Source organism: Halorhodospira neutriphila (assembly GCF_016584055.1).
Lineage (GTDB): Bacteria > Pseudomonadota > Gammaproteobacteria > Nitrococcales > Halorhodospiraceae > Halorhodospira > Halorhodospira neutriphila.
The window spans coordinates 1-23,729 of sequence record NZ_NRSH01000008.1; the positions used below are offsets into that span (position 1 = coordinate 1).

27 protein-coding genes are annotated in these 23,729 nt (G+C 70.2%); 7 read left to right on the plus strand and 20 right to left on the minus strand.

Features of this window, described 5'->3' with window-relative positions; genetic code table 11:
- Positions 1–62 precede the first annotated feature (62 nt).
- Complete coding sequence (locus CKO13_RS01645) at positions 63–1,712, minus strand: ABC-ATPase domain-containing protein (protein ID WP_200256178.1); 1,650 nt, start codon at positions 1,710–1,712, stop codon at positions 63–65.
- Between the two features lie 211 nt (positions 1,713–1,923).
- Between CKO13_RS01645 and CKO13_RS01650 the strand changes: the two genes are divergently transcribed.
- Complete coding sequence (locus CKO13_RS01650) at positions 1,924–2,484, plus strand: outer membrane beta-barrel protein (RefSeq protein ID WP_200256180.1); 561 nt, start codon at positions 1,924–1,926, stop codon at positions 2,482–2,484.
- Positions 2,485–2,548: 64 nt separating this feature from the next.
- Here CKO13_RS01650 and CKO13_RS01655 read toward each other — a convergent pair whose 3' ends face one another.
- From CKO13_RS01655 to CKO13_RS01690, 8 genes are all read right to left on the minus strand, one after another.
- Positions 2,549–3,103: a hypothetical protein gene (locus CKO13_RS01655; protein WP_200256182.1), complete on the minus strand. Its 555-nt coding sequence runs from the start codon at positions 3,101–3,103 to the stop codon at positions 2,549–2,551.
- Between the two features lie 56 nt (positions 3,104–3,159).
- Complete coding sequence (csgH, locus tag CKO13_RS01660; protein WP_200256184.1) at positions 3,160–3,477, minus strand: curli-like amyloid fiber formation chaperone CsgH; 318 nt, start codon at positions 3,475–3,477, stop codon at positions 3,160–3,162.
- A gap of 217 nt (positions 3,478–3,694) precedes the next feature.
- The gene (locus CKO13_RS01665) at positions 3,695–4,891 is read right to left on the minus strand and encodes a hypothetical protein (protein ID WP_200256186.1); all 1,197 of its coding nucleotides are present in this window, start codon (positions 4,889–4,891) and stop codon (positions 3,695–3,697) included.
- 239 nt (positions 4,892–5,130) lie between these two features.
- Positions 5,131–5,922: a CsgG/HfaB family protein gene (locus CKO13_RS01670; RefSeq protein ID WP_242467836.1), complete on the minus strand. Its 792-nt coding sequence runs from the start codon at positions 5,920–5,922 to the stop codon at positions 5,131–5,133.
- Between the two features lie 76 nt (positions 5,923–5,998).
- Positions 5,999–6,445 carry a curli assembly protein CsgF gene (locus CKO13_RS01675; RefSeq protein WP_200256190.1) on the minus strand — a complete coding sequence of 149 codons (447 nt, stop codon included), beginning with the start codon at positions 6,443–6,445 and terminating at the stop codon, positions 5,999–6,001.
- On the minus strand, positions 6,442–6,870 hold the full coding sequence (locus CKO13_RS01680) for a CsgE family curli-type amyloid fiber assembly protein (RefSeq protein WP_200256192.1): 429 nt from the start codon (positions 6,868–6,870) through the stop codon (positions 6,442–6,444). The genes CKO13_RS01675 and CKO13_RS01680 overlap by 4 nt, the downstream gene beginning before the upstream one ends.
- Positions 6,871–6,911: 41 nt before the next feature.
- Positions 6,912–7,571 (minus strand): helix-turn-helix transcriptional regulator, encoded by a 660-nt coding sequence (locus tag CKO13_RS01685; RefSeq protein WP_338034555.1) that lies wholly within the window; start codon positions 7,569–7,571, stop codon positions 6,912–6,914.
- Positions 7,572–7,899: 328 nt separating this feature from the next.
- The gene (locus CKO13_RS01690; protein ID WP_200256196.1) at positions 7,900–9,336 is read right to left on the minus strand and encodes an aminotransferase-like domain-containing protein; all 1,437 of its coding nucleotides are present in this window, start codon (positions 9,334–9,336) and stop codon (positions 7,900–7,902) included.
- A gap of 117 nt (positions 9,337–9,453) precedes the next feature.
- On the opposite strand from CKO13_RS01690, the gene CKO13_RS01695 reads away from it, so the two are divergent.
- From CKO13_RS01695 to CKO13_RS01710, 4 genes are all read left to right on the plus strand, one after another.
- Entirely contained in the window at positions 9,454–10,227 is a 774-nt protein-coding gene (locus CKO13_RS01695; RefSeq protein WP_200256198.1) for a class I SAM-dependent methyltransferase, read from the plus strand.
- 344 nt (positions 10,228–10,571) lie between these two features.
- Positions 10,572–11,438, plus strand: coding sequence for a ModD protein (gene modD, locus CKO13_RS01700; RefSeq protein WP_200256200.1), 867 nt, complete (start codon positions 10,572–10,574; stop codon positions 11,436–11,438).
- A 64-nt stretch (positions 11,439–11,502) separates the two neighbouring features.
- Positions 11,503–11,706 (plus strand): hypothetical protein, encoded by a 204-nt coding sequence (locus CKO13_RS01705; RefSeq protein WP_200256236.1) that lies wholly within the window; start codon positions 11,503–11,505, stop codon positions 11,704–11,706.
- Positions 11,707–11,729: 23 nt separating this feature from the next.
- Positions 11,730–12,455 (plus strand): glutamine amidotransferase, encoded by a 726-nt coding sequence (locus tag CKO13_RS01710; RefSeq protein WP_200256202.1) that lies wholly within the window; start codon positions 11,730–11,732, stop codon positions 12,453–12,455.
- A 112-nt stretch (positions 12,456–12,567) separates the two neighbouring features.
- On the opposite strand, the gene CKO13_RS01715 is transcribed toward CKO13_RS01710, so the two are convergent.
- The 6 genes from CKO13_RS01715 to CKO13_RS01740 form a co-directional block, all read right to left on the minus strand.
- On the minus strand, positions 12,568–13,104 hold the full coding sequence (locus tag CKO13_RS01715) for a tetratricopeptide repeat protein (protein ID WP_200256204.1): 537 nt from the start codon (positions 13,102–13,104) through the stop codon (positions 12,568–12,570).
- A gap of 188 nt (positions 13,105–13,292) precedes the next feature.
- A complete protein-coding gene (locus CKO13_RS01720; protein WP_200256206.1) occupies positions 13,293–13,730 on the minus strand; it encodes an RES family NAD+ phosphorylase in 438 nt (145 codons plus the stop codon).
- Positions 13,730–14,176, minus strand: a complete 447-nt coding sequence (locus tag CKO13_RS01725; protein ID WP_200256208.1) for an antitoxin Xre/MbcA/ParS toxin-binding domain-containing protein — start codon at positions 14,174–14,176, stop codon at positions 13,730–13,732. The genes CKO13_RS01720 and CKO13_RS01725 overlap by 1 nt, the downstream gene beginning before the upstream one ends.
- Before the next feature lie 117 nt (positions 14,177–14,293).
- Positions 14,294–15,244, minus strand: a complete 951-nt coding sequence (locus CKO13_RS01730; protein ID WP_200256210.1) for an SPFH domain-containing protein — start codon at positions 15,242–15,244, stop codon at positions 14,294–14,296.
- 30 nt (positions 15,245–15,274) lie between these two features.
- Positions 15,275–15,739 carry a hypothetical protein gene (locus tag CKO13_RS01735; RefSeq protein WP_200256211.1) on the minus strand — a complete coding sequence of 155 codons (465 nt, stop codon included), beginning with the start codon at positions 15,737–15,739 and terminating at the stop codon, positions 15,275–15,277.
- Between the two features lie 58 nt (positions 15,740–15,797).
- Complete coding sequence (locus CKO13_RS01740) at positions 15,798–16,193, minus strand: DUF2628 domain-containing protein (RefSeq protein WP_200256212.1); 396 nt, start codon at positions 16,191–16,193, stop codon at positions 15,798–15,800.
- Positions 16,194–16,512: 319 nt separating this feature from the next.
- On the opposite strand from CKO13_RS01740, the gene CKO13_RS12895 reads away from it, so the two are divergent.
- Positions 16,513–16,641 (plus strand): hypothetical protein, encoded by a 129-nt coding sequence (locus CKO13_RS12895; RefSeq protein WP_274600642.1) that lies wholly within the window; start codon positions 16,513–16,515, stop codon positions 16,639–16,641.
- Positions 16,642–16,829: 188 nt separating this feature from the next.
- On the plus strand, positions 16,830–18,458 hold the full coding sequence (locus CKO13_RS01745; RefSeq protein WP_200256213.1) for an alpha/beta hydrolase: 1,629 nt from the start codon (positions 16,830–16,832) through the stop codon (positions 18,456–18,458).
- A gap of 27 nt (positions 18,459–18,485) precedes the next feature.
- Here the strand turns inward: CKO13_RS01745 and CKO13_RS01750 are convergent, their stop codons facing one another.
- From CKO13_RS01750 to CKO13_RS01770, 5 genes are all read right to left on the minus strand, one after another.
- Positions 18,486–20,147: a cation:proton antiporter domain-containing protein gene (locus CKO13_RS01750; protein ID WP_200256214.1), complete on the minus strand. Its 1,662-nt coding sequence runs from the start codon at positions 20,145–20,147 to the stop codon at positions 18,486–18,488.
- Positions 20,148–20,171: 24 nt separating this feature from the next.
- The gene (locus tag CKO13_RS01755) at positions 20,172–20,396 is read right to left on the minus strand and encodes a hypothetical protein (protein ID WP_200256216.1); all 225 of its coding nucleotides are present in this window, start codon (positions 20,394–20,396) and stop codon (positions 20,172–20,174) included.
- A gap of 137 nt (positions 20,397–20,533) precedes the next feature.
- Positions 20,534–21,058: a gamma-glutamylcyclotransferase family protein gene (locus CKO13_RS01760; protein ID WP_200256218.1), complete on the minus strand. Its 525-nt coding sequence runs from the start codon at positions 21,056–21,058 to the stop codon at positions 20,534–20,536.
- A gap of 53 nt (positions 21,059–21,111) precedes the next feature.
- Entirely contained in the window at positions 21,112–22,116 is a 1,005-nt protein-coding gene (locus tag CKO13_RS01765; protein ID WP_200256220.1) for an aldo/keto reductase, read from the minus strand.
- A 91-nt stretch (positions 22,117–22,207) separates the two neighbouring features.
- Positions 22,208–23,665: an SLC13 family permease gene (locus CKO13_RS01770; RefSeq protein WP_200256222.1), complete on the minus strand. Its 1,458-nt coding sequence runs from the start codon at positions 23,663–23,665 to the stop codon at positions 22,208–22,210.
- Between the last annotated feature and the right edge of the window lie 64 nt (positions 23,666–23,729).

Sequence of the window (23,729 nt, forward strand, 5' to 3'; positions counted from 1 at the left end):
AGCTCCTCGACCGGCCCGACGGCGACCACGCCCGGCCGCGGGGGCCGGCCTCGCCTTGGCCCTCAGGCCTCGAAGCGCACCCCGCGCAGGCGGTTGAGCGCCGCCATCACCTCCAGCGCCCGCGGCCGGGCGTGGTCGCCGTCGGGCCGGTCGAGGAGCTCCGGCCACGGCCGCTCGAGCTCGCCGGCGAACCAGCGCGGCGGGTGGCTCAGCCGCCCGGCGCCGGCCGCCGCGGCCAGGAGCCGGCCGACGGTGCGCACCTGCGAGGCGTCGGCCACCTGCTCCACGGCGCGCAGGTCGATGGTCTCCTTGCCCACCACCAGGGCCTCGCGGCCCCGGGCCTGGAGCTTGCGCTTGCCGGGCTTGGTCTCCGTGCGGATGGAGTCGCCGCGCAGGGCGCGCACGCTCGGCCAGTCCAGGGGCTCGCGGCCCTCCTCGTGGCGCCCCGTGGCGTACTCCGCGGCGACCGTGCGCGCCCGCTCGGTGACGTCGAGCGGGGCGTAGTTGTGCATGTGGATGACGGTGTCGGCGCAGTCGAGGTAGTCGCCGGAGCCGCCCATGACCAGCAGCGTCGAGACCCCGAGGCGGTCGCGCAGCTCGCGGATGCGGTCGACGAAGGGGGTGATGGGCTCGGCCTCGCGGGCGACGAGCGCCTGCATCCGCCGGTCGCGGATCATGAAGTTCGTCGCCGAGGTGTCCTCGTCGACGAGCAGGGTCCCGGCGCCGGCCTCGAGGGCCTCCTGGAGCGCCGCCGCCTGGCTCGTCGAGCCCGAGGCCAGCTCGGTGCTGAAGGCGCGGGTGGACTTGCCGAAGGGCAGCTCGCCGATGAACGGCGACAGGTCCACGGCGTGCACCGTGCGCCCGTCCTCGGCGCGGATCTTGACCGCGTCGTCGACGGCCACCACGCCGTCGCGCCCGTCGCCGGGGACGTGGTCGTAGACGCCGAGCTCGAGGGCGTTGAGCAGGGTCGACTTGCCGTGGAAGCCGCCGCCGACGATCAGCGTGATCCCGCGCGGCACCCCCATGCCGGTCACGGCGCCGGCGTTGGGGGTGTCGAGGGTCACCCGCAACGAGCCGGGCGCCTCGAAGGGGATGGCGTCGGCGAGGGGCCGGTCGTCGACGCCGGAGCGCCGCGGCAGCACCGCCCCGTCGGCGACGAAGGCCACCAGCCCCCGCCCGGCGAGCTGCCCGCGCAGGGCGGCCTGGTCCTCCGCCGCCGCGCAGTGGCGCTCCAGGGCAGCGAGGTCGAGCCGCTCGGCCGTGGCCGCCTCCGCCGCCACCTCGGGCAGGCGCCGGCAGAGGATCTCGGCGGCCTGGCGGCCGAGGATGGTCCGCCCCTTGGCCGGCAGCGCCACGGTGAAGCGCATCTCGACGCCGGCGTCGGTGAAGAGCACCGCGCTGCGGTCGAGCACCGTCTGCGCCCCGGCGTCGATCTGCACCGCCTGGCTATCGCGGGCGGCGCGGCGGAAGGCCCGGGCGATGTAGTCCCGCGCGGCGCGCCGGCGCGGCTCGCCGCGCAGCGCCGCCTCCGGCAGGGCGGCGCGCTGCCAGGGGATGACGGCGCGCAGCCGCGACGGGGCGGCGAAGGGGTCCGCCTGGACCTTGTCGACGTGGAGGGTGAGGCCGGCGCCCTCGTGGCGGCCCTCGATGTCGCGGTAGGCCTTGTAGCCCCGGCCGTCGATGCGCTGCAGGGTCTCTTGGAGTGCCTTCATGGCGCAACACCGTAGCCGAGGTGCGCTGGCCAGGCCAAGGAGGGGCCCGCTCGCGCACGAGCTGCGCTACCCCCGATCCCGGGGCGTCGGCATCAACGCCGAGCAGGGGTGGCCGGGAGCGGGGGCCGGAGCGCTTCGAGCCCATGACCTTTTACACAACGGCCTTTTTGCGCTACTTTTCAAATAAGGGATTTAACCTCTTGAGGCGCATATGGATAGGCGGCGATCCGGACTCAGCAGGGCGCTCGGGGGCCTGATTCTGATCAGCGCTGCCCCCTCCGTCCAGGGCAACCTTTTCGAGGATCTCCTCTTCGAGGGCTATTTCGGCGCGGGGCCCCTCGGCTGGGAGTACCAAGACTACGAGATCGAGGAGGCCAGGGCCACCGGCGGCCGGCTCATGGCCGGCGTCCTGTTCAACGAGCACGTCGGTGTCGAGGCCCACTACGCGGAGGGGGGCACCGATACCGTCGACTACGAGACGGTCAACGTGGAGTTCGAGGGGCTGGACGGCGTCTTCCTGCGGCTGAACGCCCCCCTGTGGTTTATCCACACCTACGCCCTGGCGGGCTTCAGCGTCGTCGACATGGCCATCGTCCCCGAGGAGAATATCTCCTTGGCCGATGCCCCCTCGGCCTCCGACCTCAGCTACGGGCTCGGGGTCGAGCTCCGCACCCCGGAGAGCTACGCCCTCGCCGCGGACTACGTCCGGTATATCGACAACTCGGGCTTCCTCTTCCAGGCGGGTACCGTGAGCCTGAAGTGGCGGTTTTGAGTACCGCCAAGGCAAGGATAGACCGAAGACTTTCTAGGAGGCGAGCCCTGATAGGTATCGTCTTCTACTCCCAGCTCCCGATCTCTACATCGGTATCTCCCGAGACCTTGACCTTGGTAGAACCAGGCGACTGCCTGATATAGGCCTCATTACCATTGCCCTCTTGGGATATAGTAGCCTCGTGGCCTGTACCCTTTTGGACAATGGCAGCCACGTTCCCCGAACCGTCTTGCTCAATATCAGCGAAATTATTGCCGCCATCCTGGGCGATTAATGCTCGGTTACCCTTACCTCCTTCCTGGGTGATATGGGCCTGATTCTCATCCCCCTCCTGAAAGATAAGAGCCGCTTGCTGGTTAGCATCCCGCTGCTCGACCCTAGCCTTGTTACCTTCTCCCTGCTGCCCGATGTAGGCCTGCTTCCCATCCGAGCCCTTGAAAAGGCCATCCCCCGCCCCGAGTTCCGGCGGGGCCAGGTCCGGATGCTGGCCTTCAGCCTGGGCTGCTCCCTTTATCGCCTCCGCAGGCCCAGCGGCTGCAGGCCCTACGGCCACCGCCAAGAGGGTGCCGACGAGGCCAGCACACAGCGGCTCCTTGTAGGCCCGTAATTGATCCCCCATAACACGCTCACCCCCGTGCTAAACGCCGTAGCCCCTCACCCGAGGCCCGATCTCCGCTAGTCCCTATCAGGCCATTCGTAGCGCTCGGTGGCTTGAGCGCTAGTGCCGTCGGCGGCCTCCACCGTCAGCTCCGCGCTCAGCGCGCTCGCGCCGCCCTGGCGAATGCGGACGGTGGACAGCCCCTGCGGCTCCGCCTCCAGGCGGGCATCGCCGCTCTGGCGGGTCGCCACCGTGCCCGACGGGCTCTCGGCCTTGACCACCAGCTCGTAGTGCGCCTGCTGGGGCCGAGCCGCCGCGGCACGCGGGATCACGTGGACGCTCCCCCCCGCCTGCGGCTCAAACGCCACCCCCACTTCCAGGTCGGATTCCGCCATCGCGTTCGCAGTACTCCCGATACCCCAAAGGAGGCAACCGAGCATGGCCGTAGATCTCACAATCTTGTGGGGTGCTGGATATATCATCTTTCGACATACCTTCGAAAAGGCGCCCCACTGCCACACTCCCTCATCGGATACTATCCCCAACCCCAGGATCGGGATTGGGACCCCCTCCACGGGGGTCCCACCATACGCCTAGGTAACCACTAGCCCCTCACTCTTGTGTGATATCGGCTACGTTACCGCTCCCGGCCTGGGCAATGTCGACAGTGTTGTTCGGACCCGTGCTCTCGAGATAGGCCGTCTGGTTTTGGCCAGTCTGGTGGACGTTGACTGTGGCGCCATCGACGTTGACCTTATCATTCTCTTTACCGAAGCTATGACCCGTGCCGTCCTGGGTGACGGTCACATCAGCTCCGTTCTCGATTGTGGCCGCTTCTACAGTATTCTCATCACCAATCTGGTCAACGCTTACAGTAACAGTGCTTTCATTTTGACCGACCTTATCAAGCGCGGCCCGATTGCCCTTACCATCCTGACTGATGGTCACGCTGGAACCCCCAGCAGTATTCGCCTCATTAATTCTAGCCGTATTGCTGCTACCGAGCTGGATCATCTCCACGGTAGTATCCCGGAGCGTCCCGTAGAGGACCGCTTTGTTATTATCGCCAACCTGCTCCTGGAGGACTTCAGCGTTGTTGTATGCATTGGCGTTATAGCCGCTGTCAGAAGCAGTATTACCTACATAGGCCTTATTATCAAAGCCGTCTTGGAACTGCTCGATCGTACTCTGTTCAGCATTGCCGTCACCCTCATCGAGATCCACAATGGCCTTATTGCGGGCCGCTTTTCCGTCTGAACGACCCTGCCCCTGGATCACTGTATTATCGTTACCGTCGATATCAATCTCGGCTGTATTTTCATCCGGATGCTCGGGTCCTACCTGAGCTTGCAGAGCAATGTTATTGTCGCCATCTACATTGGCAGTAGCGGTATCCCCATTGCTCATCTGGACGATGCCGACGACGTTCTGGCTCCCAGCAGTGGTCACCGCCGCATCGTTATTGGAGGCCCCGTCCAGTCCGCCCTTATCATCAACCCCCGTGGATTGATAGATCCCTACCTTGCTGCTAGCACCCTCTTGGTTCACAGTGGCTTCATTGCTGCTGCCGTCTTGCTGAACGACCGCATCCTTTCCAGCAAAACTTCCAAGATCCGACGATGATTGGTCAACCAACGCGTCTAACGCGTTATTCGCCAAGCCGGGAATGCCGTACACGTCTCCAGCTTTATCGATACCATTGAAGGGCCCGTTACCGTCATTGGGGTACGGCGGGCCTTCAGCGAAGGCACTCGAGCTACCCAGCGCCATGCCCAGGGCAACAACAGACACGCACGTACGCTTCATCATGGCTCTTCCCTCCGAGATTCCATTCCGCTCAGTACGACAAGGCGGGCCTTCCGCCTTGCGGCCACAGCCCGAGCTTATTCGCTGTGGTTACCAATAACCCTAGGTCAGCCCCGGCGGTGCAGAAATCCGGCGCACGAGTGAGATTACCCCCGGGAGAAACGGGCTCGAGCCCAACGTACGGGTGAGGGGCGGGAGGGCCACTCTCATCCGGACGTATGAGAGTGGCCCGGGCAGGGCGCCTACTCGGCCCGCTCGACCGCCGTCTCGCGGCGCGTCTGCCGCTCGTTGAGGTAGGCCTCGATGATCGGGTGGTCGAGATCGTCCTGGCTCGCCGGCCGCCAGTGGCCCCGGGCGATGCCCTGGACCACGAGGTGGATGACGGCAGCGCTGATGGCGTCGTTGACGGCGAGGTAGCGGGGCTCGTTGCGGGCGTAGCCGCCCTCCGCCTCGAGCAGGCGCTGATGGCGGACGAAGCGGAAGAGGTCGCCGTCGAGCTTGCGGGAGTAGATGGCCTGGGTGGTGGTGACGCTGTTGATGACCTCGCCGGTGTTCACGTCCACCGCGCGCAGGTTGACCGTGACCTGGTCGACCTCGTAGCGCTCGCTGGCGCCGATGCCGAAGTACCGCGCCCCGGCGCCGCCGGTGACGACGTTGTTCTCGTAGGCGATGATCCCGCCCTCGAGGAGGATGCGCGCCTCCTTGAGGGCGGGGATGTTGCTCTTGACGTTCCGGGCCACCCGCCGCTCGGTGAGCAGATCCTGCAGGCCCTCCCGCTCCACGGGGCGGAACCACCCCGAGTCGAGCAGGGCGTCGACCAGCAGGGAGCCGCCGCCCTGGGTCACCGCCGTGGAGAAGTTGCTCTGCGGCGCCTCGCGGTACATCCCCGTCTGGTCCCGGAAGCCGTAGACGGCCACCGGGATCCTGCCGGCCGGCTCGGGGAGCTGGATTAGGTCGCCGAAGGTCGCCGAGGCGTGGGCGAGGGTCGGCTCCTCCCGGCCGTCCCACTCGAGCGAGGGCTCGTGGCCGAACATGGTGCAGCCGGAAACCCCGGCGGCTACCAGCACCGTCCCTAGTGCGCCGCGGAACCCCATCTTTCAATCCTTCGGCTTAGTTGGCGGTACCGATGGTGAACTCGCTGCGCTCACCGGTCGCCATGTCTTCCGTGGTGATGACGAGGTTGCCGTCGGCGTCCTCGGCGACGTCTACGCTGAAGTCGCCGGCCCGGACCGGCTGGTCCAGCACCTGCAGGTTACCGTCCTCGTCCAGGATGCCCGCCTCGTTGCGCACCCCGCGGGTGATCTGCCGCGTGATCGTCCGCTGGAGGCGCTCCTCGAAGCGCTCCTGCTGGGAGCGGGGCTCCCACTCGCTCACTGCGCTCCCCGGCGAGCTCGTGGCGTTCTGCGCCTGGGCCCGCTGCATCTGCTGGGCACCGTAGTGCGGGCTGCCCCCGAAGGCCGGGTTCTGCGGCTGGTAGCGCAGGTCGGCCTGGGCCGTACCCGCCCCCGCCAGCAGGGCGATCACCGCGACGCTCGACCACGCCTGAATTCCTTTCATAGCTCCTCCTCCGCGAGATCTGGGTGACCACTCCCGGGGCCGGCGTTAACCCGGCGCCCGACCCGCTCGGCGACCCGGCCGGCGGCCTGCTCGGCCACTTGCGCCGGATCCGGCCCGTGCGGCCGCAGCGTGGTCTCGAACAGGACATCGCCGCTGTACCGGACCCGGATCCGGGAGCCGTCCTGGGCCGAGGGCCGCTCCTCGATGAGGATCGGGCGGGGCGCCTCCAGCTCCTGCCGCCGCCAGGCCCGGGCAAAAATACGGTAGAACTCATCGCCGAAGCGGGTGATCGTCCGCCGGACCACGACCCCCTGCAGCGGCGGCGCCCCCTCGCCGATAACCTCCTCGTCCTCGATCGTCTCGCCGTCGGGCTCGATGACCCCGTCGTCGAACGCCGGCAGGCCGGTGGGCGACGCCCCCAGCAAGACGCCTACGAGCCCGCCCAGAGCGCGGTACGCTCGCTCCATCACGCCCCCGTACAACGGCGGCTGATCCGATACTGGTTGGCGAGGATCGCCGCCTCCGCACGGCTGCTCACGCCGAGCTTGCGATAGAGGTTGTAGAGGTGGGTCTTCACGGTATGCAGGCTCACGCTGAGCCGGGCGGCGATCTCCTCGTTGCTCCACCCGTTCGCCAAGGCCGTAAAGACGGTGCGCTCACGCCCCGTGAGCTGATGGAAGGCAGAGGTCCCCGCGACCAGCTCCTGCCGCGTGATCGCCAGGTAGCGGTGCAGCGCGTCCCGCGGGAACCAGTACTCGCCCCGCAGCATGGCCTCAATCCCGCGCCGCAGGAGCTGGGGGCCGGTGCGCTCCCGGAAGATGCCCACTACCTTGAGGAGGCGCATGTAGGGAACCACGTCGGCGTCCGTGCCCACGTTGAGCAGGGCGATCGGGGCCGCCCCCTCTTGCCCCCAGCCGGGGCCCGCAGGGGCAACCCCGCGACCTAGATCTTGGAGGGCCTCATCGACCTTCGCGGCATCGAGCAGGAGGAGGTCGTAGTCCCTTTCGCGGATCCGGCCCGCCAGCCAAGCCGCGACGTCCACGGTTCGGCAGGTGCAGAGGCGATCCTCGGCCAAGAGCTCCTGGAGGAGGCTGTGGCCGAGCTCGTCCGTGCCGCCGATCCCCACCGTCGGCAAGGAGCGCCTGCTTCCCTCATTCGCCGCCGCGCTCTCTCGGGGCGAGGGCTCCTTGGCCCACGCAGACTCCGCCTCGACAGCCTCTTCCTTCACGACCGCTCTCCCTGGCCTGCGCTCTCACCGAGGCCGCCGCCGCCCGGCAGCCGTCGTAAGATCCCGTATTCCTAAGCTTACTATTTAGTGCATAACCTAGGGCCGTTCAAACAACGCCACCTCACCCCTTTCCCTTACAACCTATCCAGAAGGTTAGACGATTCATTCCCCCTCGCCAGGTGCGTACTCCCGCCCCCGGTGCGTACTACGCCCGCACCCATTTCGGCTAGGCACGCACCGCGCCGTGCGCCTCCTCGCCGGCGAGGGCGCCGAGCCGGGCCAGGGCGGCGTCGGCGGCCTGGGCGTCGGGCTGCGCGCAGCTCAGCCGCAGGTGGCGGGGGTAGCGCCCGGTGGGCGAGAAGACCGGCCCCGGCGCCACGCTGATCCCCGCCGCCAGGGCCCGGCGCTGGAGCTCGAGGGCGTCGCAGCCGGCGGGCAGCTCCACCCACAGCACGTAGCCGCCCCGCGGGCGCGCCACCCGCGTCCCCGCCGGGAAGTAGCGCTGGACCAGCGCCCGCACCCACTGCATGTGGCGCTCGTACTGGCGGCGCACGCGGCGCAGGAAGCGGTCGTAGCCGCCCTGCTCCAGGTAGTCCGCCACCGCCAGCGTCGGCAGGCTGGACGCGGCCTGGCTGGTGGCGTACTTGAGGTAGGCGACCCGCTCGCGGTAGCGCCCCGGGGCCACCCAGCCGACGCGCAGCCCGGCGCCGAGGGTCTTGGAGAAGGAGCTGCAGTAGAGGACCTCCCCCTGGGTGTCGTACGCCTTGGCCGCCCAGGGGCGCGGGCCGTGGAAGGCCAGCTCGCCGTAGACGTCGTCCTCGATCAGCGGCACGCCGTGGGCCTGGAGGAGGCCCACCAGCTCCGCCTTGCGCGCCTCCGGTGCCAGGTGGCCGAGGGGGTTGCCGAGGCTCGGCATCATCACGCAGGCGCGGATGGGCCAGCGCCCCAGGGCGCGCTCCAGGGCCGCCGGCACCATGCCGTGCTCCGGGTCGGTGGCGATCTCCAGCGCCTGCATCCCCTGGGACTCGATGGCCTGGAGGATGCCGTAGAAGGTGGGCGACTCGATGGCGACGACGTCCCCCGGCGCCGCCACGGCGCGCAGGCTGAGGGTCAGCGCCTCCTGGCAGCCGGCGGTGAGGACCAGGTCGTCGGGGCCGAGGGCGCAGCCGGCGTGGGCCATGCGCCGGGCGATCTGGGTGCGCAGCTCCGGGCTGCCCGGCGGGAAGTCGTAGGCGGCCACCCGCTCGCGCTGGCGCCGGCGCACGCGGGCGAAGCAGCGATCGAGGGCGCTCGTCGGCAGGAACGCCGCCGGCGGGGCCGCCGTGCCGAAGGAGAGCACCCGCGGGTCGTTGTGGGCCTGGACCAGCTCGAGGACCCGCTCCTGGCCGGAGACCAGGCTCGGCCCCTCGGCCTCGGTGTCCGGCTCGGCGGTGCTCGGCAGCGGCCGGGCCGGCTCGCGGACGAAGAACCCCGAGCGCGGCCGGGCCTCGAGGACGCCGCGCTGCTCGAGCAGCTCGCAGGCGGCGACGACGGTGGCCACGCTCACCCCGAGCTGCTCGCGCAGCCGCCGCACGCCGGGGAGGCGATCCCCCGGGGCGTAGGTGCCCTGCTCGATCTGCTGCGCGATGCGCTCCGCGATGCGCTCGTAGAGGTGCTCGCCCATGGCGGCCTCCGGCATCGGGAAACTGTACCGCACTAGAATAACAGGATCTGACTCTGTACCGCCCCCGCCCGGTCCGGCATACTCTTCAGGTCTTCGCAGCAATAGGTAAGGCACACCATGACCGAAGCCCTGAACGCCAACACCGGCAAGCAGTATCAGCAGTACACCCCGAGCTTCGCCGACTACTGGGACGACCTCGTCGGCTGGGAGTCCCGCCTCGCCCGCGAGGGGGCCTTCTACAACCGCCTGATCGGCTCCCACGGCGCCCACAAGGTGGTCGATATTGCCGCCGGTACCGGCGTCAACGCCGTCTCGCTGGCCAAGGCCGGCTTCGAGGTCACGGCGGTGGACGGCTCCGAGAACATGCTCGCCAAGGCCCGCGAGAACGCCCAGCAGTACGGGGTCCAGTTCGCCGACTCCCGCGCCGCGGACTGGCTGGAGCTGGACAAGACCCTCGGCACCGAGCAGTACGACGCCCTGGTCTGCCTGGGCAACTCCTTCACCCACCTGTTCGACCACGAGGACCGGCGCACGGCGCTGCGCGCCATGTTCCGCGTCCTGCGCCCGGGCGGGATGGCGATCATCGACCAGCGCAACTACGACGACATGCTCGACAACGGCTACAGCTCGAAGCACACCTACTGCTACACCGGCGACGGCGTGGACGTGGGCCCGGCCGAGCTGCACCGGACGCTGGCCAAGTTCGAGTACGTCTTCAAGGACGGCGCGCGCTTCCAGCTGAACATGTACCCGCTGCGCCAGGACTACCTGACCCACCTGCTCGAGGACGCCGGCTTCATCAACGTCGAGCGCTACGGCGATCTGCAGAAGCCGTACTGCCGCAGCGACGTGGACTTCGTCCAGCAGGTCGCCTTCCGGCCGGCCGAGTAGCGGCGGAGCCCGCCCCGACCCGCCGGCGGCAGCGCCGCCGGCCGGCCCGCTCTCCGCGGGCCCTCAGCCGCCGTCCGGAGGATGCCGGGCGGCGGTTTTTTGTTGTCGATACCGGCTGGCCCAATAGGGCCGAGTTCCGGATCGAGAACCGCTGCGTCTTCGCCTTGGACGATCGGGTGAGCGTTTAGGGACAGCCCGGGCCCAGCTGGGCGCCCATTTGTCGGAGAGCCGACGTGAGCCGGGCCGCCGGTACCGGGCGCGGCCGCCCTGTGCCAGGATGACCGAGAGCGGCACGCAGCTTGCTTACCGATACGCGTACGCCGCGAGACAGAAGGAGCCTGTGATTGCGCTACCCCCGCCTGCTCGACGACACGACTCTCACCGCACTGCTCCGTGAGGACGCCCCCTACGGCGACCTGACCACGCGCAGCCTCGGGATCGGCGAGCGGTCCGGGCGCATGCGCTTCTACGCCCGCGGTCCACGGACCGTCGCCTGCGCCGAGGAGGCAACGCGGATGATTGAGCTTGCAGGCGCCGTGCACGTGCACCAGCTCAAGGCCTCCGGCGATATCGCCGAGGACGGCGAGCTGCTGCTCGAGGCGCACGGCCCCGCTGGCGCCCTACACCTCGCCTGGAAGACCGCACAGACCCTCATGGAGTACGCCGCAGGGATTGCCACGGCGACCCGGGCCATCGTCGAGGCCGCTGCCTCGGGGTGTGGCTCCGGGCAGGCTGCTCCCGTCGTCGCCTGCACGCGGAAGAACCTGCCCGGTACCCGCGCTATCGCGCAGGCTGCGGTCACCGCCGGTGGCGGCACCATGCACCGGCTCGGCCTCTCGGAGACCCTCCTGGTTTTCCCCGAGCACCGCGCCTTCCTCGCCGCTTCCGAGCAGCGCCAAAGGCTGGAGGCGGTGATCCGCAACGCCCCGGAGAAGCGCGTGGTGGTTGAGGTCCCCGGCTACGAGGAGGCCCTGGAGGCGGCTGCGGCCGGCGCTGAGGTCATCCAGCTGGAGAAGAGCCCCCCGGAGGCCGTTGCAGCCCTCGCCGAGGCGCTACAGGCACGCGACTTCCGTGGATTGATTGCGGTCGCGGGTGGGGTCAATAGCGAGAACGCCGGCGCCTATGCCCAGGCCGGGGCCGCGGTACTGGTCACCTCGGCACCCTACTTCGCCGCCCCCCGGGACGTCTCGGTGCAGATTGAGCCTGCCTAGGCGCTATAAGCCCGCGTAACGCCATACCGCCCAGTGAACAGTAAATGAGGAGCTAGCCACCGCTATGGAGCAGCAAGCCGCGGCGCCGGTAGAGGGTCCCCTGGACAAGGCCTACCGGCTCCTGGTCAACGAGGAGGACGTACGCGTCTGCCGCGAGATCAGCCCGGAGGCCTGCCGCGTCGTCGTGCCGGTCACCGGGGTGATCCCACTCCTCTCGGCCATGGGGCTGGCGGGCGCCTGGCTCTCCGCCCGGCTGCCCGAGCGCTAGGGCCGCGCGGCAGGGGCGCTTGGATGGGAACGCTGCTGATCATCAAGACCGGGGCGAAGCTCCCCTCCCTTGCGGATCATCCGGGGGACTACGAGCACTGGATCGCCTGCGGGATGGGCTGGCCCATGGAGCGGGTCTACGTGGCCAACGTGCAGGCCGGCGATCCGCTGCCGGCGCCGGGGAGCGTGGCGGCCGTGGCCATCACCGGCTCCGGGGCCATGGTGACCGAGCAGGCCCCGTGGATGCTCCGTACCGCCCACTGGCTCACCGCGGCCGTGGACCGGGGGCTGCCGGTGCTTGGCATCTGCTTCGGGCACCAGCTCCTGGCCTGGGCCCTGGGCGGCCGGGCGGGCTACAACCCCCGGGGTATCGAGGTGGGGACCACCACCGTGAACCTGACGGATGCCGCCGCCGAGGAGCCCTTGTTCCGCGGGCTACCCCAGCGCTTCCCGGCCCACGTGAGCCACAGCCAGTCGGTGCTCACCCTGCCCGCCGGGGCCGTACACCTGGGCTGGAGCGACAGGGACGAGCATCAGGGGTTCCGCTTCGGCGAGCGGGCCTGGGGGCTGCAGTTCCACCCCGAGTTCGACGAGCGCATCACGCCGCACTACGTGGCCCATTACCGGGAGCAGCTGGCGGCGCAGGGGCGCAGTGCAGACGACCTGCTGCGGCAGGTGCAGGCAGCGCCCGAGAGTGCCGGCCTACTGGAGCGGTTCGGGCGACTGTGCGGCGGCGTGGGTCCCCCCTAGTAATCGCCGCCGGGAGCTGCCGCTGCCACAGCGGCAGCTCCCTGGAGGGCAGCAAGCCGACAGGGAGAGCCCTCCATATCGGCACGCTGGATCTCCTCGATGCAGCTCACGGCTATCGGCGAGCCAGGCTCTCCAGCAGGTGCTCCAGCTCGCCATCTCCGCGCAGTCCTCCTCGGGTGCCTTCGCGGTCCTTGTCGAGGGCCTTGCGCAGGTACTTCTCGGCCAAGGCCTGCTCATTCTGCCTGTAGTAGGCCCGCGCCAGATCGCAGTAGCCCTCGACCTGATCCGGATGAAGGCGGATGGCCTCATGGAAGGCGTCCGCTGCCTGGGCGAGCTCCCCTTTGCTCAGGTAGGCGTACCCGAGGGCATTGTAGCCATTGAATACCTGCGGATAGATCTCGACAGCATCCTTCAGGAGCCCGATTCGCGTCTCCGGGTCTGGGCTGCCGTAGCTGGCGATAACCCGCTGTAGCGCCTTCTGCAGGTCCTGTAGCTCCGATCGCCACTGGGCCTTGAACTGCTCGAAATCGTCGCGTAGCGCCCGGAGCTGCGTGTACTCATAGACCGTAATGGCGAGGACGATCACGCCGAACAGAGCCACCACAACGCTCAGGATCGTGACCAGGGTCGCCGGCTCCAGCGTCTCCAAGGCTCAAGCTCCGATAGGACTGGATTAGTGACATCATACCTGGGGTTTCGCAAGGCGTCAGCGAGCGTCTTGGCGGCAGGCACTTGCGCTGCGCAGCCCTGCGCACGCGCGGCCTTGCTGAAAGCCCTTACGCAGCGCTGACGGAGGCTAGCAGCTCGACTCTAACCTCACCACACAGGGCCTTCTCCCTACTGGCTCACCCTGCCATCGAAGGCAAAGACGCAGCAGTCCTCGATGTGGACCTCGGCCATATCGGGATGCCTGGGATTGACCAGGACGTTCTGGGACTGCGGGATCACCACCGAGGGCACCGCCAGCAGCAGGCTACCCCCTGCCGCCAGCCAGTCCAGGCCTACGCGCCGGGGGTCTGCCGGCACGTCGCTAAGCCGGGGCATCTGCCCGGCCGCTCGGTCCGGCACCTGCAAGGTGATCAGGCGCTGCTCCAGCGGCGCGGCCTCGACCGGCAGCCCGAAGTGGACCACGACTTCCCAGGCGGCCAGCGCCGGGTGCTCCGCGGTATAGAGGACGGGATAGCCGGCAGGCGTCCAGCGGCCGCCGTACAGGCGCGCCCCCTCCCCGCTCAGGTCCTGCGCATGCTCGGCCCTGGCGATGCGGTAGAGCCGCATCAGGCGGCGATGCCGTGCTCGAGCCGGCCCAGTATCTCCTCGATGTAGCGCGCGCCGGCCTCATTGCCGAGCCACTCGGCCGGCGCCCGCCCCTCAAAAGCGGGGCTCGGCCGCTCCAGCCAGGCCGTCGCTCGCTCCCGGTCCCCGAAGACCTCGGCGGCCCGGGCGTACACCCGCCCGATCCGGACGGCGCGCTCCGACTGCTCCACGGAGAGCCGCCCCGCCTCCCCCTTCGAGCGGAGCGTGGTGCGGGGAATGACGCTGCGATCGAAGACCCGGGCCGAGATCCGCTCCCGCATGATCCAGGCGTTGCGCACGGGCAGCGTGGACTCGATGACGGCGTGGAGCACCGACCACTCGTCCGACTCCAGCGCCGTATCGCGTACGGCCTCCAGGTCGCCCAGGTAGTAGGCCATCTCTTCGCCGTGCTTACGCGCCTCGGTCATTGTGGCGTCTCCCCAGGAGGGCTCTCACGAAGCTTACGACGAATTCGGCTACGTGTACAGACGATCTCGTCAGAACCCCTTGGAGCACCGTGAGCACCCTCGAGCTGGGCGTTGCGGTTATAGCCCCGCCCGCTGAGGCCCCGTCCCCTGAAAGAGCCCCTGGATCGACTCCAGGCTGCCCATCAGGCCGGTGGCCTCGTAGGGCACCAGTACCCGCTCCCCATCCTGGGCGATCTGCGGCAGCTTCTTGATGTACTCCTGGGCGATCAGGTAGCTGATCAGGGTCTGCGGCTCCAGGGTAGTCCCGGTCTGCCGGCCCGCCTCGAGGAGCTGCTCGATGGCCTGGCGCTCGCCCTGGGCCCGGGCGATGGCCGCGTCCCGGTCGCCCTCGGCCTGGCGGACCTGCGCCTCCTTGTAGCCGTTGGCCTCGGTGACCGTCGCCCGGCGCTGGCGCTCCGCGGCCATGACCTGGCGCATGGCCTCCTCGACGTCGCTGGGCAGCTCGATGTCCTGGATCTCCACCCGGTTGACCTTGACGCCCCACTTGTCGCCAGCCTCGTCCATGACCTTCTGGAGCTCGTTGTTGATCTCGTCGCGGGAGGAGAAGAGCGTATCGAGCTCCCGGGAGCCTACGACGGCGCGCAGGGTCGTCTTGGCGAGGACCTCGACCGCCTGCACGAGGTTCTCGACCTGGTAGACCGCGTCCTTGGGGGACTGGATCTGGAAGTACAGGGCACCGTCCATCTGGATGGAGACATTATCCTGGGTCACCACCGGCTGCGCCGGGAAGTTGAGGACCGTCTCGCGGGTGTCGATCTTGGTCTCCTCGACGAGCTTCTCCGTCAGCTCCTTGGAGCTCATGCCGCGCTCGTAGCGGCGGATCTTGATCGGCCGGGTGCGCTCGAGCACCGGGATGAGGAAATTGATGCCGGGGCCGAGTGTGCGATTGTAGCTGCCGAGCCGCTCGACCACCACCGCCTCGCTCTGCTGGACGATGAACAGCCCCTTGGCGATGAAGAGGATGACGACGAGGCCTACGATCAGGCCGGAGATCAGGCTGACACTCATCAGGCAGTACTCCTTGGCTCCAAAACAGCGCTAGCGGCGCCCTGCCCCTCGGCGCGGGCGCTCCACGAAAAGCGTGATCCCCTCCATGCGATCGACAACCAGCTCCTCACCCTCCTCCGGTGTGCTGCCGTCGATGAGCTGGATCGGGTAGCGATCACTCTTGAGCTTGCCGACCAGGCGGTCCCCCTGCGCGACGACCGTGACGGTCTCGCCGCGCTTGCCGTCCAGGTCGCCGGGGGCCCGCCAGCGGCGGCGTACGCCGGGGATGCCGAAGATCAGCGCCGGCACGAAAACGGCGGTCCCCCCGAGGAAGAGCCACACCTGGCCGACAAACGGCGCCCCGAGCGCGGCCGCGGCGGCGGCGATCAGCGCGGCGAGGCCGGCAGCAACCAGCAGGAGCTGCCCGCCGAGGAGCGCGAGGTCCGCCAGCGCCAGCGCGGCCGCCGCCGCGAGCCAGAGCAGCCAGACCGGAAATATGACACCTCCCCACTCCATCTCCTACATCTCTCCTCGTCGCGGCTCGTCCGCAGTGACCGGCCGGGGCCCCGCGCCGTCAGGCGGCCCTGGCCTGCTCGGCGATGGCGGCGTCGGGCGTCTTGGCCCGCACTGCCGAGAGGAACTCGTAGCCGCGCTTGGCGAGGTTCCGCTCGCGCCACTTGTTGCCCCGGAAGCCCGGCGCCAGCCACAGCGCCAGGTAGCCGCCTGTGTAGACCGACACGCCCAGGAGCTCGGCGCTGCTCGGCGACAGCGCGCCGCTCTCCCCCAGCTGGATAACGAGCGCCGTAGCCAGCGGGGTCGCGAAGCTCAGCATGAACCACAGGATCGCCAGCCCCCACAGCCCCTTCACCAGCATCCAGAAGAAGCCGAAGAACAGGCCAGGCCACGAGAAGCCCGCCTTGACGGCCTTGAGGCCTTGGACGGGGTGGCTGTAGACGTTGAAGGTCCTCATGTCTTGTCTCTTTAGCGGCTTGTGATCGGCCATCCATGAGACCCTTCCCGTGACGCCGATTCAATCCCCTATAATGGAGAGGGAAAAAGGACGGCCCGCGGCGGCCTCGTCCAGACTTGGGGGAGCGTAGCGGCCTCCCCCGCCTCGCCACCTGCAAGGCCCTCGAGGGGCGGGGTGGACAACGCCGCGCTTCAGCCGAGGCGGGCGGGCGCCGATACGGCGGTACAGGGACGGTCAACGAGCGGATCGGCCAGCTCAGCGACCCAGAACTCGAGGCGCTAGCCAAGCGGTAGCGCCGCAACGAGAAGGAGGATGCAAGATGGCGGGCTCGATCGCCTTTGCAGCAGCCCTGACCGCGACGACCGTCGCCGGGACCTCACGCCTCTTGAGATACCGCAACGAGCGCCGCCGGCGGGCCCTGGCGGCCCGGCTGCGGCCACACTACTAGGGCCTCCTGCCTAGCCGCCCACCTGGCGTCGAAGGCCAAGACGCAGCAGCCTCGATCTGGACCCCGGCCATGTCCGGTTGGCTGGGGCCACCCCGGTCGAGGCGGCTCGTCTCCATCCCACCGCTGCGGTATCCTAGCTCGCTATGCGGCCCCCCGCTGGCCGCTCGCCGCGGCAATCAAGCGCATCCATGCCCCGAATCGGCCCGCTCTCCCACACCGGCCTGCTGCTCGGCGCGCTGCTCTTCGCCTTCTCCCTGACGCCGAGCCTGATCCCCCGCCCCCTCGGCCTCCAGGGGGCCATCTCCGGGCTCTCGCTCACCGCGGGCTACGCCATCGGGAGCGGGCTGGGCGCCCTCTGGGCGTACCTGGGGCTGCCGGAGCTGGCCGGCCGCCCCCGCCGCCTCGCCCGCTGGGCGGCGGGGGCGGCCTCGGCGCTGGTGGCGGCGACCTTCATGTGGCACGCCCCCGGCTGGCAGGACGCCGTGCGCGCGCAGATGGAGATGCCGCCTACCGGCGACGGGCAGCCCCTCGCGGTGGCCGCCATCGCCGCGGCGGTCTTCGCCGCCGCCCTGGCGCTGGCCCGGCTGTTCCGGCAGACCTTCCGCTTCCTGGCGCAGCGGCTGCAGCGCTTCGTGCCGCCGCGGGTGTCGAGCCTCCTCGGCGTTGCGGTCGCCCTGCTGCTCTTCTGGGGGGTCATCGACGGCGTCCTGGTCACCCTGGCGCTGCGCGCCGCGGACCGCTCCTACCAGGAGGTGGACGCGCTCATCGACAGCGAGCACGAGCGCCCCGAGGTCCCGGTGCGCACCGGCAGCCCGATCTCCCCGGTGGCGTGGCAGGACCTGGGCCGGCAGGGGCGGAGCTTCGTGGCCTCGGGGCCGCGGGCGGCGGACCTGGAGGCCTTCCTCGGCGAGGCGGCCCCGACCCCCATCCGCGTCTATATCGGCCTCAACGCCGCCGCGACCCCCGAGGAGCGGGCCCGGCTCGCCCTGGAGGAGCTGCGGCGCACGGACGCCTTCGAGCGCTCGGTGCTGATCCTCGCCACCCCGACGGGCAGCGGCTGGGTCGATCCCGCCGCCGTGAACGCCGTCGAGTACCTGCACCGCGGCGACACCGCCACCGTCACCGCCCAGTACTCCTACCTGCCCAGCCCGCTGGCGCTAATGATGGAGGGCGAGTACGGGGCGGAGACCGCCCGCGCCCTCTTCGAGGCGGTCTACGGCCACTGGACGGCACTGCCCGAGGACGAGCGCCCCGCGCTCTACCTCCACGGCCTGAGCCTCGGGGCGCTCAACTCCGACCGCTCCTTCGACGTCTACGACATCGTCCAGGATCCCTTCGACGGCGTCCTGTGGAGCGGCCCCCCGTTTCGCAGCGAGACCTGGCGGACGGTGACCCGCCGCCGCGAGCCCGGCTCCCCGGCGTGGCTGCCGACCTTCCGCGACGGCGAGGTGGTGCGCTTCATGAACCAGCACACCGGGCTGGAGGCCGCCCAAGGCGACTGGGGGCCCTTCCGGATCGCCTTCCTGCAGTACGCCAGCGACCCGGTGACCTTCCTCGCCCCCAGCACCCTCTACCGGCGGCCGGCGTGGCTGGAGGAGCCGCGGGGGCCCGACGTCTCCGGGGAGCTCCGCTGGTACCCGGTGGTCACCCTCCTGCAGCTCGCCGCCGACATCGCCGCCGGCGACGCACCGCCCGGCCACGGCCACACCTACGCGGCGGCGGACTACGTCGACGCCTGGTTCGCGCTCACCGAGCCCGAGGGCTGGAGCCGGGAGGAGCTCGCGCGGCTGCGCGAGCACCTGGGCAGCGCCGAGTAGCGCCGGCGCCCTCGTCGCTACCGGGGGCTACAGCCCTTCGGGTCGCATCGTTGCCTTACCGGCGGTGAGCTCCCCGGCCACCAGCTCCGCGGCGTACGCCGCGGCGTTGGCGTAGGGCAGCAGCAGGCGCTGCACGCCGGCCTCGGTAAGGCAGGCCGCATCCCGATCACCGAAGGCCGCCACCAGGACCTCGGCCTCGCTGCCGTGCTCCTTCAGGCCCCGCCACAGGGCCAGATTGGCCTCCACCTTGGGGACCGTGCTGATCAGGTAGGCCCCCGCGCCCTTCGGCAGGGCCCGGACCACGCCGGGGTCGGAGAGGTCGCCGGGGAAGACGGTGATGCCCGCCTCCTCGGCCCAGCGCAGCGCCTCGGGGTCGAAGTCCACGCCTACCACGCGCACCCCGGCGCCCTGGAGCAGGCGGGCCACCCGCCGCCCGAACCGGCCCATCCCCAGCACCACGGCCTGCGCCTCGCCCAGCACCCGGGCGCGCGCCTCCACCGCCATCTCGCGGTGGGGGTGGCGGCGCTCGAAGGCCCCGAGCCAAGGCTCCAGCCCGGCGTAGAGGCGGCCGGAGTAGAGGATCATGTAGGTGGACAGGGTGATGGTCACCAGCCCCACCAGGGTCACCAGGCCCAGCGCCGGCTCGCCGATGTGCCCCAGGGAGATGCCCAGGGCGATGAAGAGGATGGAGAACTCGCTGATCTGGGCCACGGTGAGGCCGGCGAGGAAGCCGGTGCGCTTGCGGTAGCCCATGTAGCCCATGATGCCGAGCACCACGAGGGGATTGCCCACCAGCACGAAGAGCGACAGGACCGCCGCCGGCCACAGCTCGCCGCCCAGCGTGGTGAGATCCAGCTTGCTGCCCAGGTCGATGAAGAAGAACAGCAGCAGGAAGTCGCGCAGGCTGGCCAGGCGCTCGCCGATCAGCTCGCGGTTGCCGGAGGAGGCCAGCGCGAATCCCGCCAGGAAGCCGCCCACCTCCTTGCCGAAGCCGGTCACCTCGCCCAGGCTCGCCAGCCCCGTCCCCCAGGCCACGGCGAAGATCAGCAGCAGGTCGGGGGACTGGCCGAGGACCGGCACCAGGCGCGGGAAGACGTAGCGCATGAGCAGCAGCACCGCCCCGAGCACGCCCACCAGGGTAGCGCCGGTGGCGAGCACGTCGGCAATCCCGCCGACCTCGCCCTGGAAGGCGCCCAGCGTAGCCATGGCCCCCACCACGGCGATGTCCTGGACGATGAGGAAGCCCATGGCGATGCGGCCGTGGAGGGCATCGATCTCGCGCTTATCGGAGAGCAGCTTGACGATGATGATGGTGCTGGAGAAGGTCAGCGCCACCGCCACGTACAGCGCCGTCACGGCCTCCAGACCCAGGGCCAGGCAGAGCAGGAAGCCGAAGGCGATGGTGAAGGCGAGCTGGCCGAGCCCCGTGGCCAGCGCGACCGGCCCGAGCCGGCGCACCAGGTGGAGGTCCAGCTTCAGGCCGACCAAAAAGAGGAGGATGGTGATGCCGATCTGCGCCAGCAGATCGATCTGGTCGTGGGCCTTGACGAAGCCCAGGCCGGCGGGGCCGACCACCAGCCCTACCAGGATGAAGGCGACGATCAGCGGCTGGCGCAGGCGGAGGGCCAGCAGGCCGACCCCCGCCGCGCCGAGCAGCAGCAGCGCGATCTCGTGGAAGGTCGAGTCCACGACGACCGTCGCTGCGGTGCGCGGCTAGTGGAGCTTCTGGGGCATGTCGTCGGCGGACTTCTCGAGCTCGTCGGCGATCTGGCGCATGTAGGCGGCGGTCTCATTGGCGCTCATGTAGTGCCGGGACATGCACACCGCCGCGAAGAACAGCGACTCCAGGGTGTTCTCGGCGTCGCCCGTCTGCTGGATGGCCTGCCCCGCGTTGGCGCAGATCAGCTCCGCCAGGTTCTGCTGCTGCTCTTGGGCCATGGCTCTCTACCCCCAGGCTTGTTCCGGTTTGCCTCGGCCGCGCCCCTGCGCCGCGGCCTTCTAGAACTGCTATCGGCAGGATTGGGACAGGCTTGAGGCCGCCGGTGCCTACCGCGGGGGATCGGGCCGCCCGGGGCCTAGCGCGCCGGCGCCGGCTCGGCGTGGACCGCCCGCTCCCGCCGGCACCGCTCGGCGTCGGGATCCTCGGCGCACGCCACCGCGAGGCGCTCGGCGATATAGCCCTCCGGCAGGCCGTGCTCCCGGGCCCCGCGCAGGACGTGGTCGCGGTACCAGCAGTACGGCGTGAGCCCGCCGTCGAGGTACGCCGGCAGCGCGCGGTAGGTGAGCGCCGTCAGCGGCCGGCCGTCCTCGCCGGCGAGCGCCAGCTCGACGCGCTCGTAGCGCGGCCCCTCGGCGGCGTCGAGGCTGGGCAGCTGCGCCGCGGCGATGGCGAAGACCACGCCGTGCACCTCGTCACCCGCCCCGCCAGTGTAGTAGGCGTCGCACTTGGCGGAGCCGTCGGCGCCCCGCTTGTGGTAGGCCAGCCGGTGCCCGGGCAGCACCGCCCGGCCGAGGCAGCGCGCCGAGGGCACGCGGGCCCGCAGCCGCGCGGTGGAGAGGTTCGAGCCGTAGGCGAAGTAGCAGTAGGTCTCGGGGGTCATTCGGTTTCCGGATCCTCGGGGGGTCACCGCCCGCAGCCGCGGGCCGGTGCGCCTCAGGCGGGCTTCTCCTCGCGGCTCGGCGGCGCCATGAACTCCGGGCCCACCGGGTCGGTGACGCTCTCCTCGAGGATGCGGTCGATCTCGCGCAGCGCCGCCTCGTCCAGCTCGATCCCCTCCAGGCCGTCGAGGGGCTCGAGCTGCTCGGGCCGCCGCGCGCCCCAGAGCGCCACGCCGACGCCCGGCTGCGCCAGGACCCACGCCAGGGCCAGGTGGATGGCGCGGCGGCCGAAGCGCTCCTGGGCGAAGGCGTCGAGGCGCTCGACGGCGCGCAGGTACTGGCTGTAGCGCGGCTCCTGGAACTTGGGGTCCATCTGCCGCAGGTCGTCGCCCTCGAAGCGCGTGTCGGGGCCCATCTTGCCGGTCAGCAGCCCCCGGCACAGGGCGCCGTAGGTCAGCGTGGTGATCCCGTGCTCGCGGGCGTAGGGCAGCACGTCGGCCTCGATGCCGCGCTCGAGGAGGTTGTACGGCGGCTGGACGACGTGCAGGGGCGCCTCGGCGCGGAAGCGCTCGAGCTGCTCCGGCGAGAAGTTGGAGACGCCGATGGCGCGGATCTTCCCCGCCTCGTAGAGGTCCCGCATGGCGGCGGCGGTCTCCTCGACGGGGACCAGCGGGTCCGGCCAGTGGACCTGGTGGATGTCGATCACGTCGGTGCGCAGCCGCCGCAGGGAGTCGTCCACCTCCTGCTCGAGGCGCTCGCGGGTGGCGTTGCGGTAGGGCTGGCCGCCGACCCACTCGAGCCCCGCCTTGGTGGCCAGGACCACGCGCTCGCGCCGGCCGCCCTCGGCCAGGGCGCGGCCGACGAGCTCCTCGCTATGCCCCTGGCCGTAGACGGGGGCCGTGTCGATGAGCGTGATGCCGCGGTCGACGGCGGCCTGGACGGCGGCCACGGCCTCCGCCTCGTCGCTGCCGCCCCAGAGCCAGCCGCCGATGGCCCAGGTGCCCAGGCCGATGCGGGTGGCCGTCAGCTCGGTGTCGGCGATGCGGGTGGTCTCGACCATGGGCGCGCTCCTCGTCGCTGCTCGTCGGTATCTCCCCATTCTGCCAGCCCCCGCACCCTTACGGTCCAGGCGCGAGGGCTGGCCGGCCCCGCTAGGCGGCGAGCTCGACGCCGAGGGCGAGCGGCAGCAGGAAGTAGACGAAGGCCGTGGTCAGCACGATGGTGATGAGGTTGAGCACCAGCCCGGCCCGGGCCATGTCCGGGACGGTCAGCGCCTGGCTGCCGAAGACCACGGCGTTGGGCGGGGTCGCCACCGGGAGCATGAAAGCGCAGGAGGCGGCGACCGCCACCGCGGCCATGAGGACCACCGGGTTGAAGCCCATGGCCGTGGCCAGGGCGCCCATCAGCGGGACGAAGACCGTCGCCGTGGCGGTGTTGGAGGTCACCTCGGTGAGGAAGACCACCAGGGTCACGCAGGCGGCGAGGATCAGGAGGATCGAGACCCCGTCGAGGACCTCCAGCCCCTCGGCCAGGCTCTCGGAGAGGCCGCTGGCGCCGAAGCCCGCGGCCAGGGCGAAGCCGCCGCCGAAGAGCAGGACGATGTCCCAGGGGATCTGCACCGCGGTCTCCCAGTCGAGGAGCCGCTCCCCCCGGCGCCGGCCCGAGGGCAGGAGGAAGAGCGCCAGGGCGCCAGCGATGGCGATGCTGGCGTCGCCGAGCGCCTCGAGCGCCCCCGCCGGCAGGAAGCCGCGGCCGACCCAGGCGGCGGCGACGAGGGCGAAGACGGCGAGCACCCGGCGCTCGGCGCGGTCCATCCGGCCGAGGGCGGCGAGCTCCTGGCGGATGGGCTCGCGGCCGCTGGCGAGCTGCCCGAGGTGCCGGCAGTGGCGGCCGAAGGCGAGGTAGAGCCAGGCGATCCCGAGGAAGAGCAGCGACAGCGGCAGGCCGAAGGCCATCCACCCGGCGAAGGTGATCTCGACGCCGTAGAGCTCCTGCACCTGGCCGGCGAGCACGGCGTTGGGCGGGGTGCCGATGAGCGTGGCGATGCCGCCGATGGAGGCGGCGTAGGCGACGCCGAGCATGAGCGCGACGCCGAAGCCGCGGGGCAGCGCCTCGCCGCGCTGCCCGGCTTCGTCCTCGCTCTGCCGGAGCACCGCCAGGGCGATGGGCAGCATCATCATGGCCGTGGCGGTGTTGCTGATCCACATGGACAGCCCGGCCGTGGCGAGCATGAAGCCGAGGATGACGCGCCGCGGCGAGGGGCCGACCAGGTTGATGGTGTGCAGCGCGATGCGCCGGTGCAGCCCCCAGCGCTGCATGGTCACGGCGATGAAGAAGCCGCCGAGGAAGAGGTAGATCAGGTCGTTCCCGTAGGCCTCGGTGACCTCCCCGACCGGCAGGACGCCGAGCAGCGGGAAGGCCACGATGGGCACCAGCGCCGTCGCGGCCAGCGGCAGCGCCTCGCTGATCCACCAGATCGCCATGAGGATCGCCACCAGGGCGACCGACCACTCCGCCGGTGTCAGCCCCTCGGGCGCGCCCGCCAGGTAGCCGCCGAGCGCGGCGAGTGGCCCGAGGAGCAGCCCGATGCGCTGCCTGTAGCCATCCATCGCAATACCCTTTCAAGTCAGTGTCTTACCCCGTTCCGGCGCCGCCTCCCGGCGCGCCGCGCCG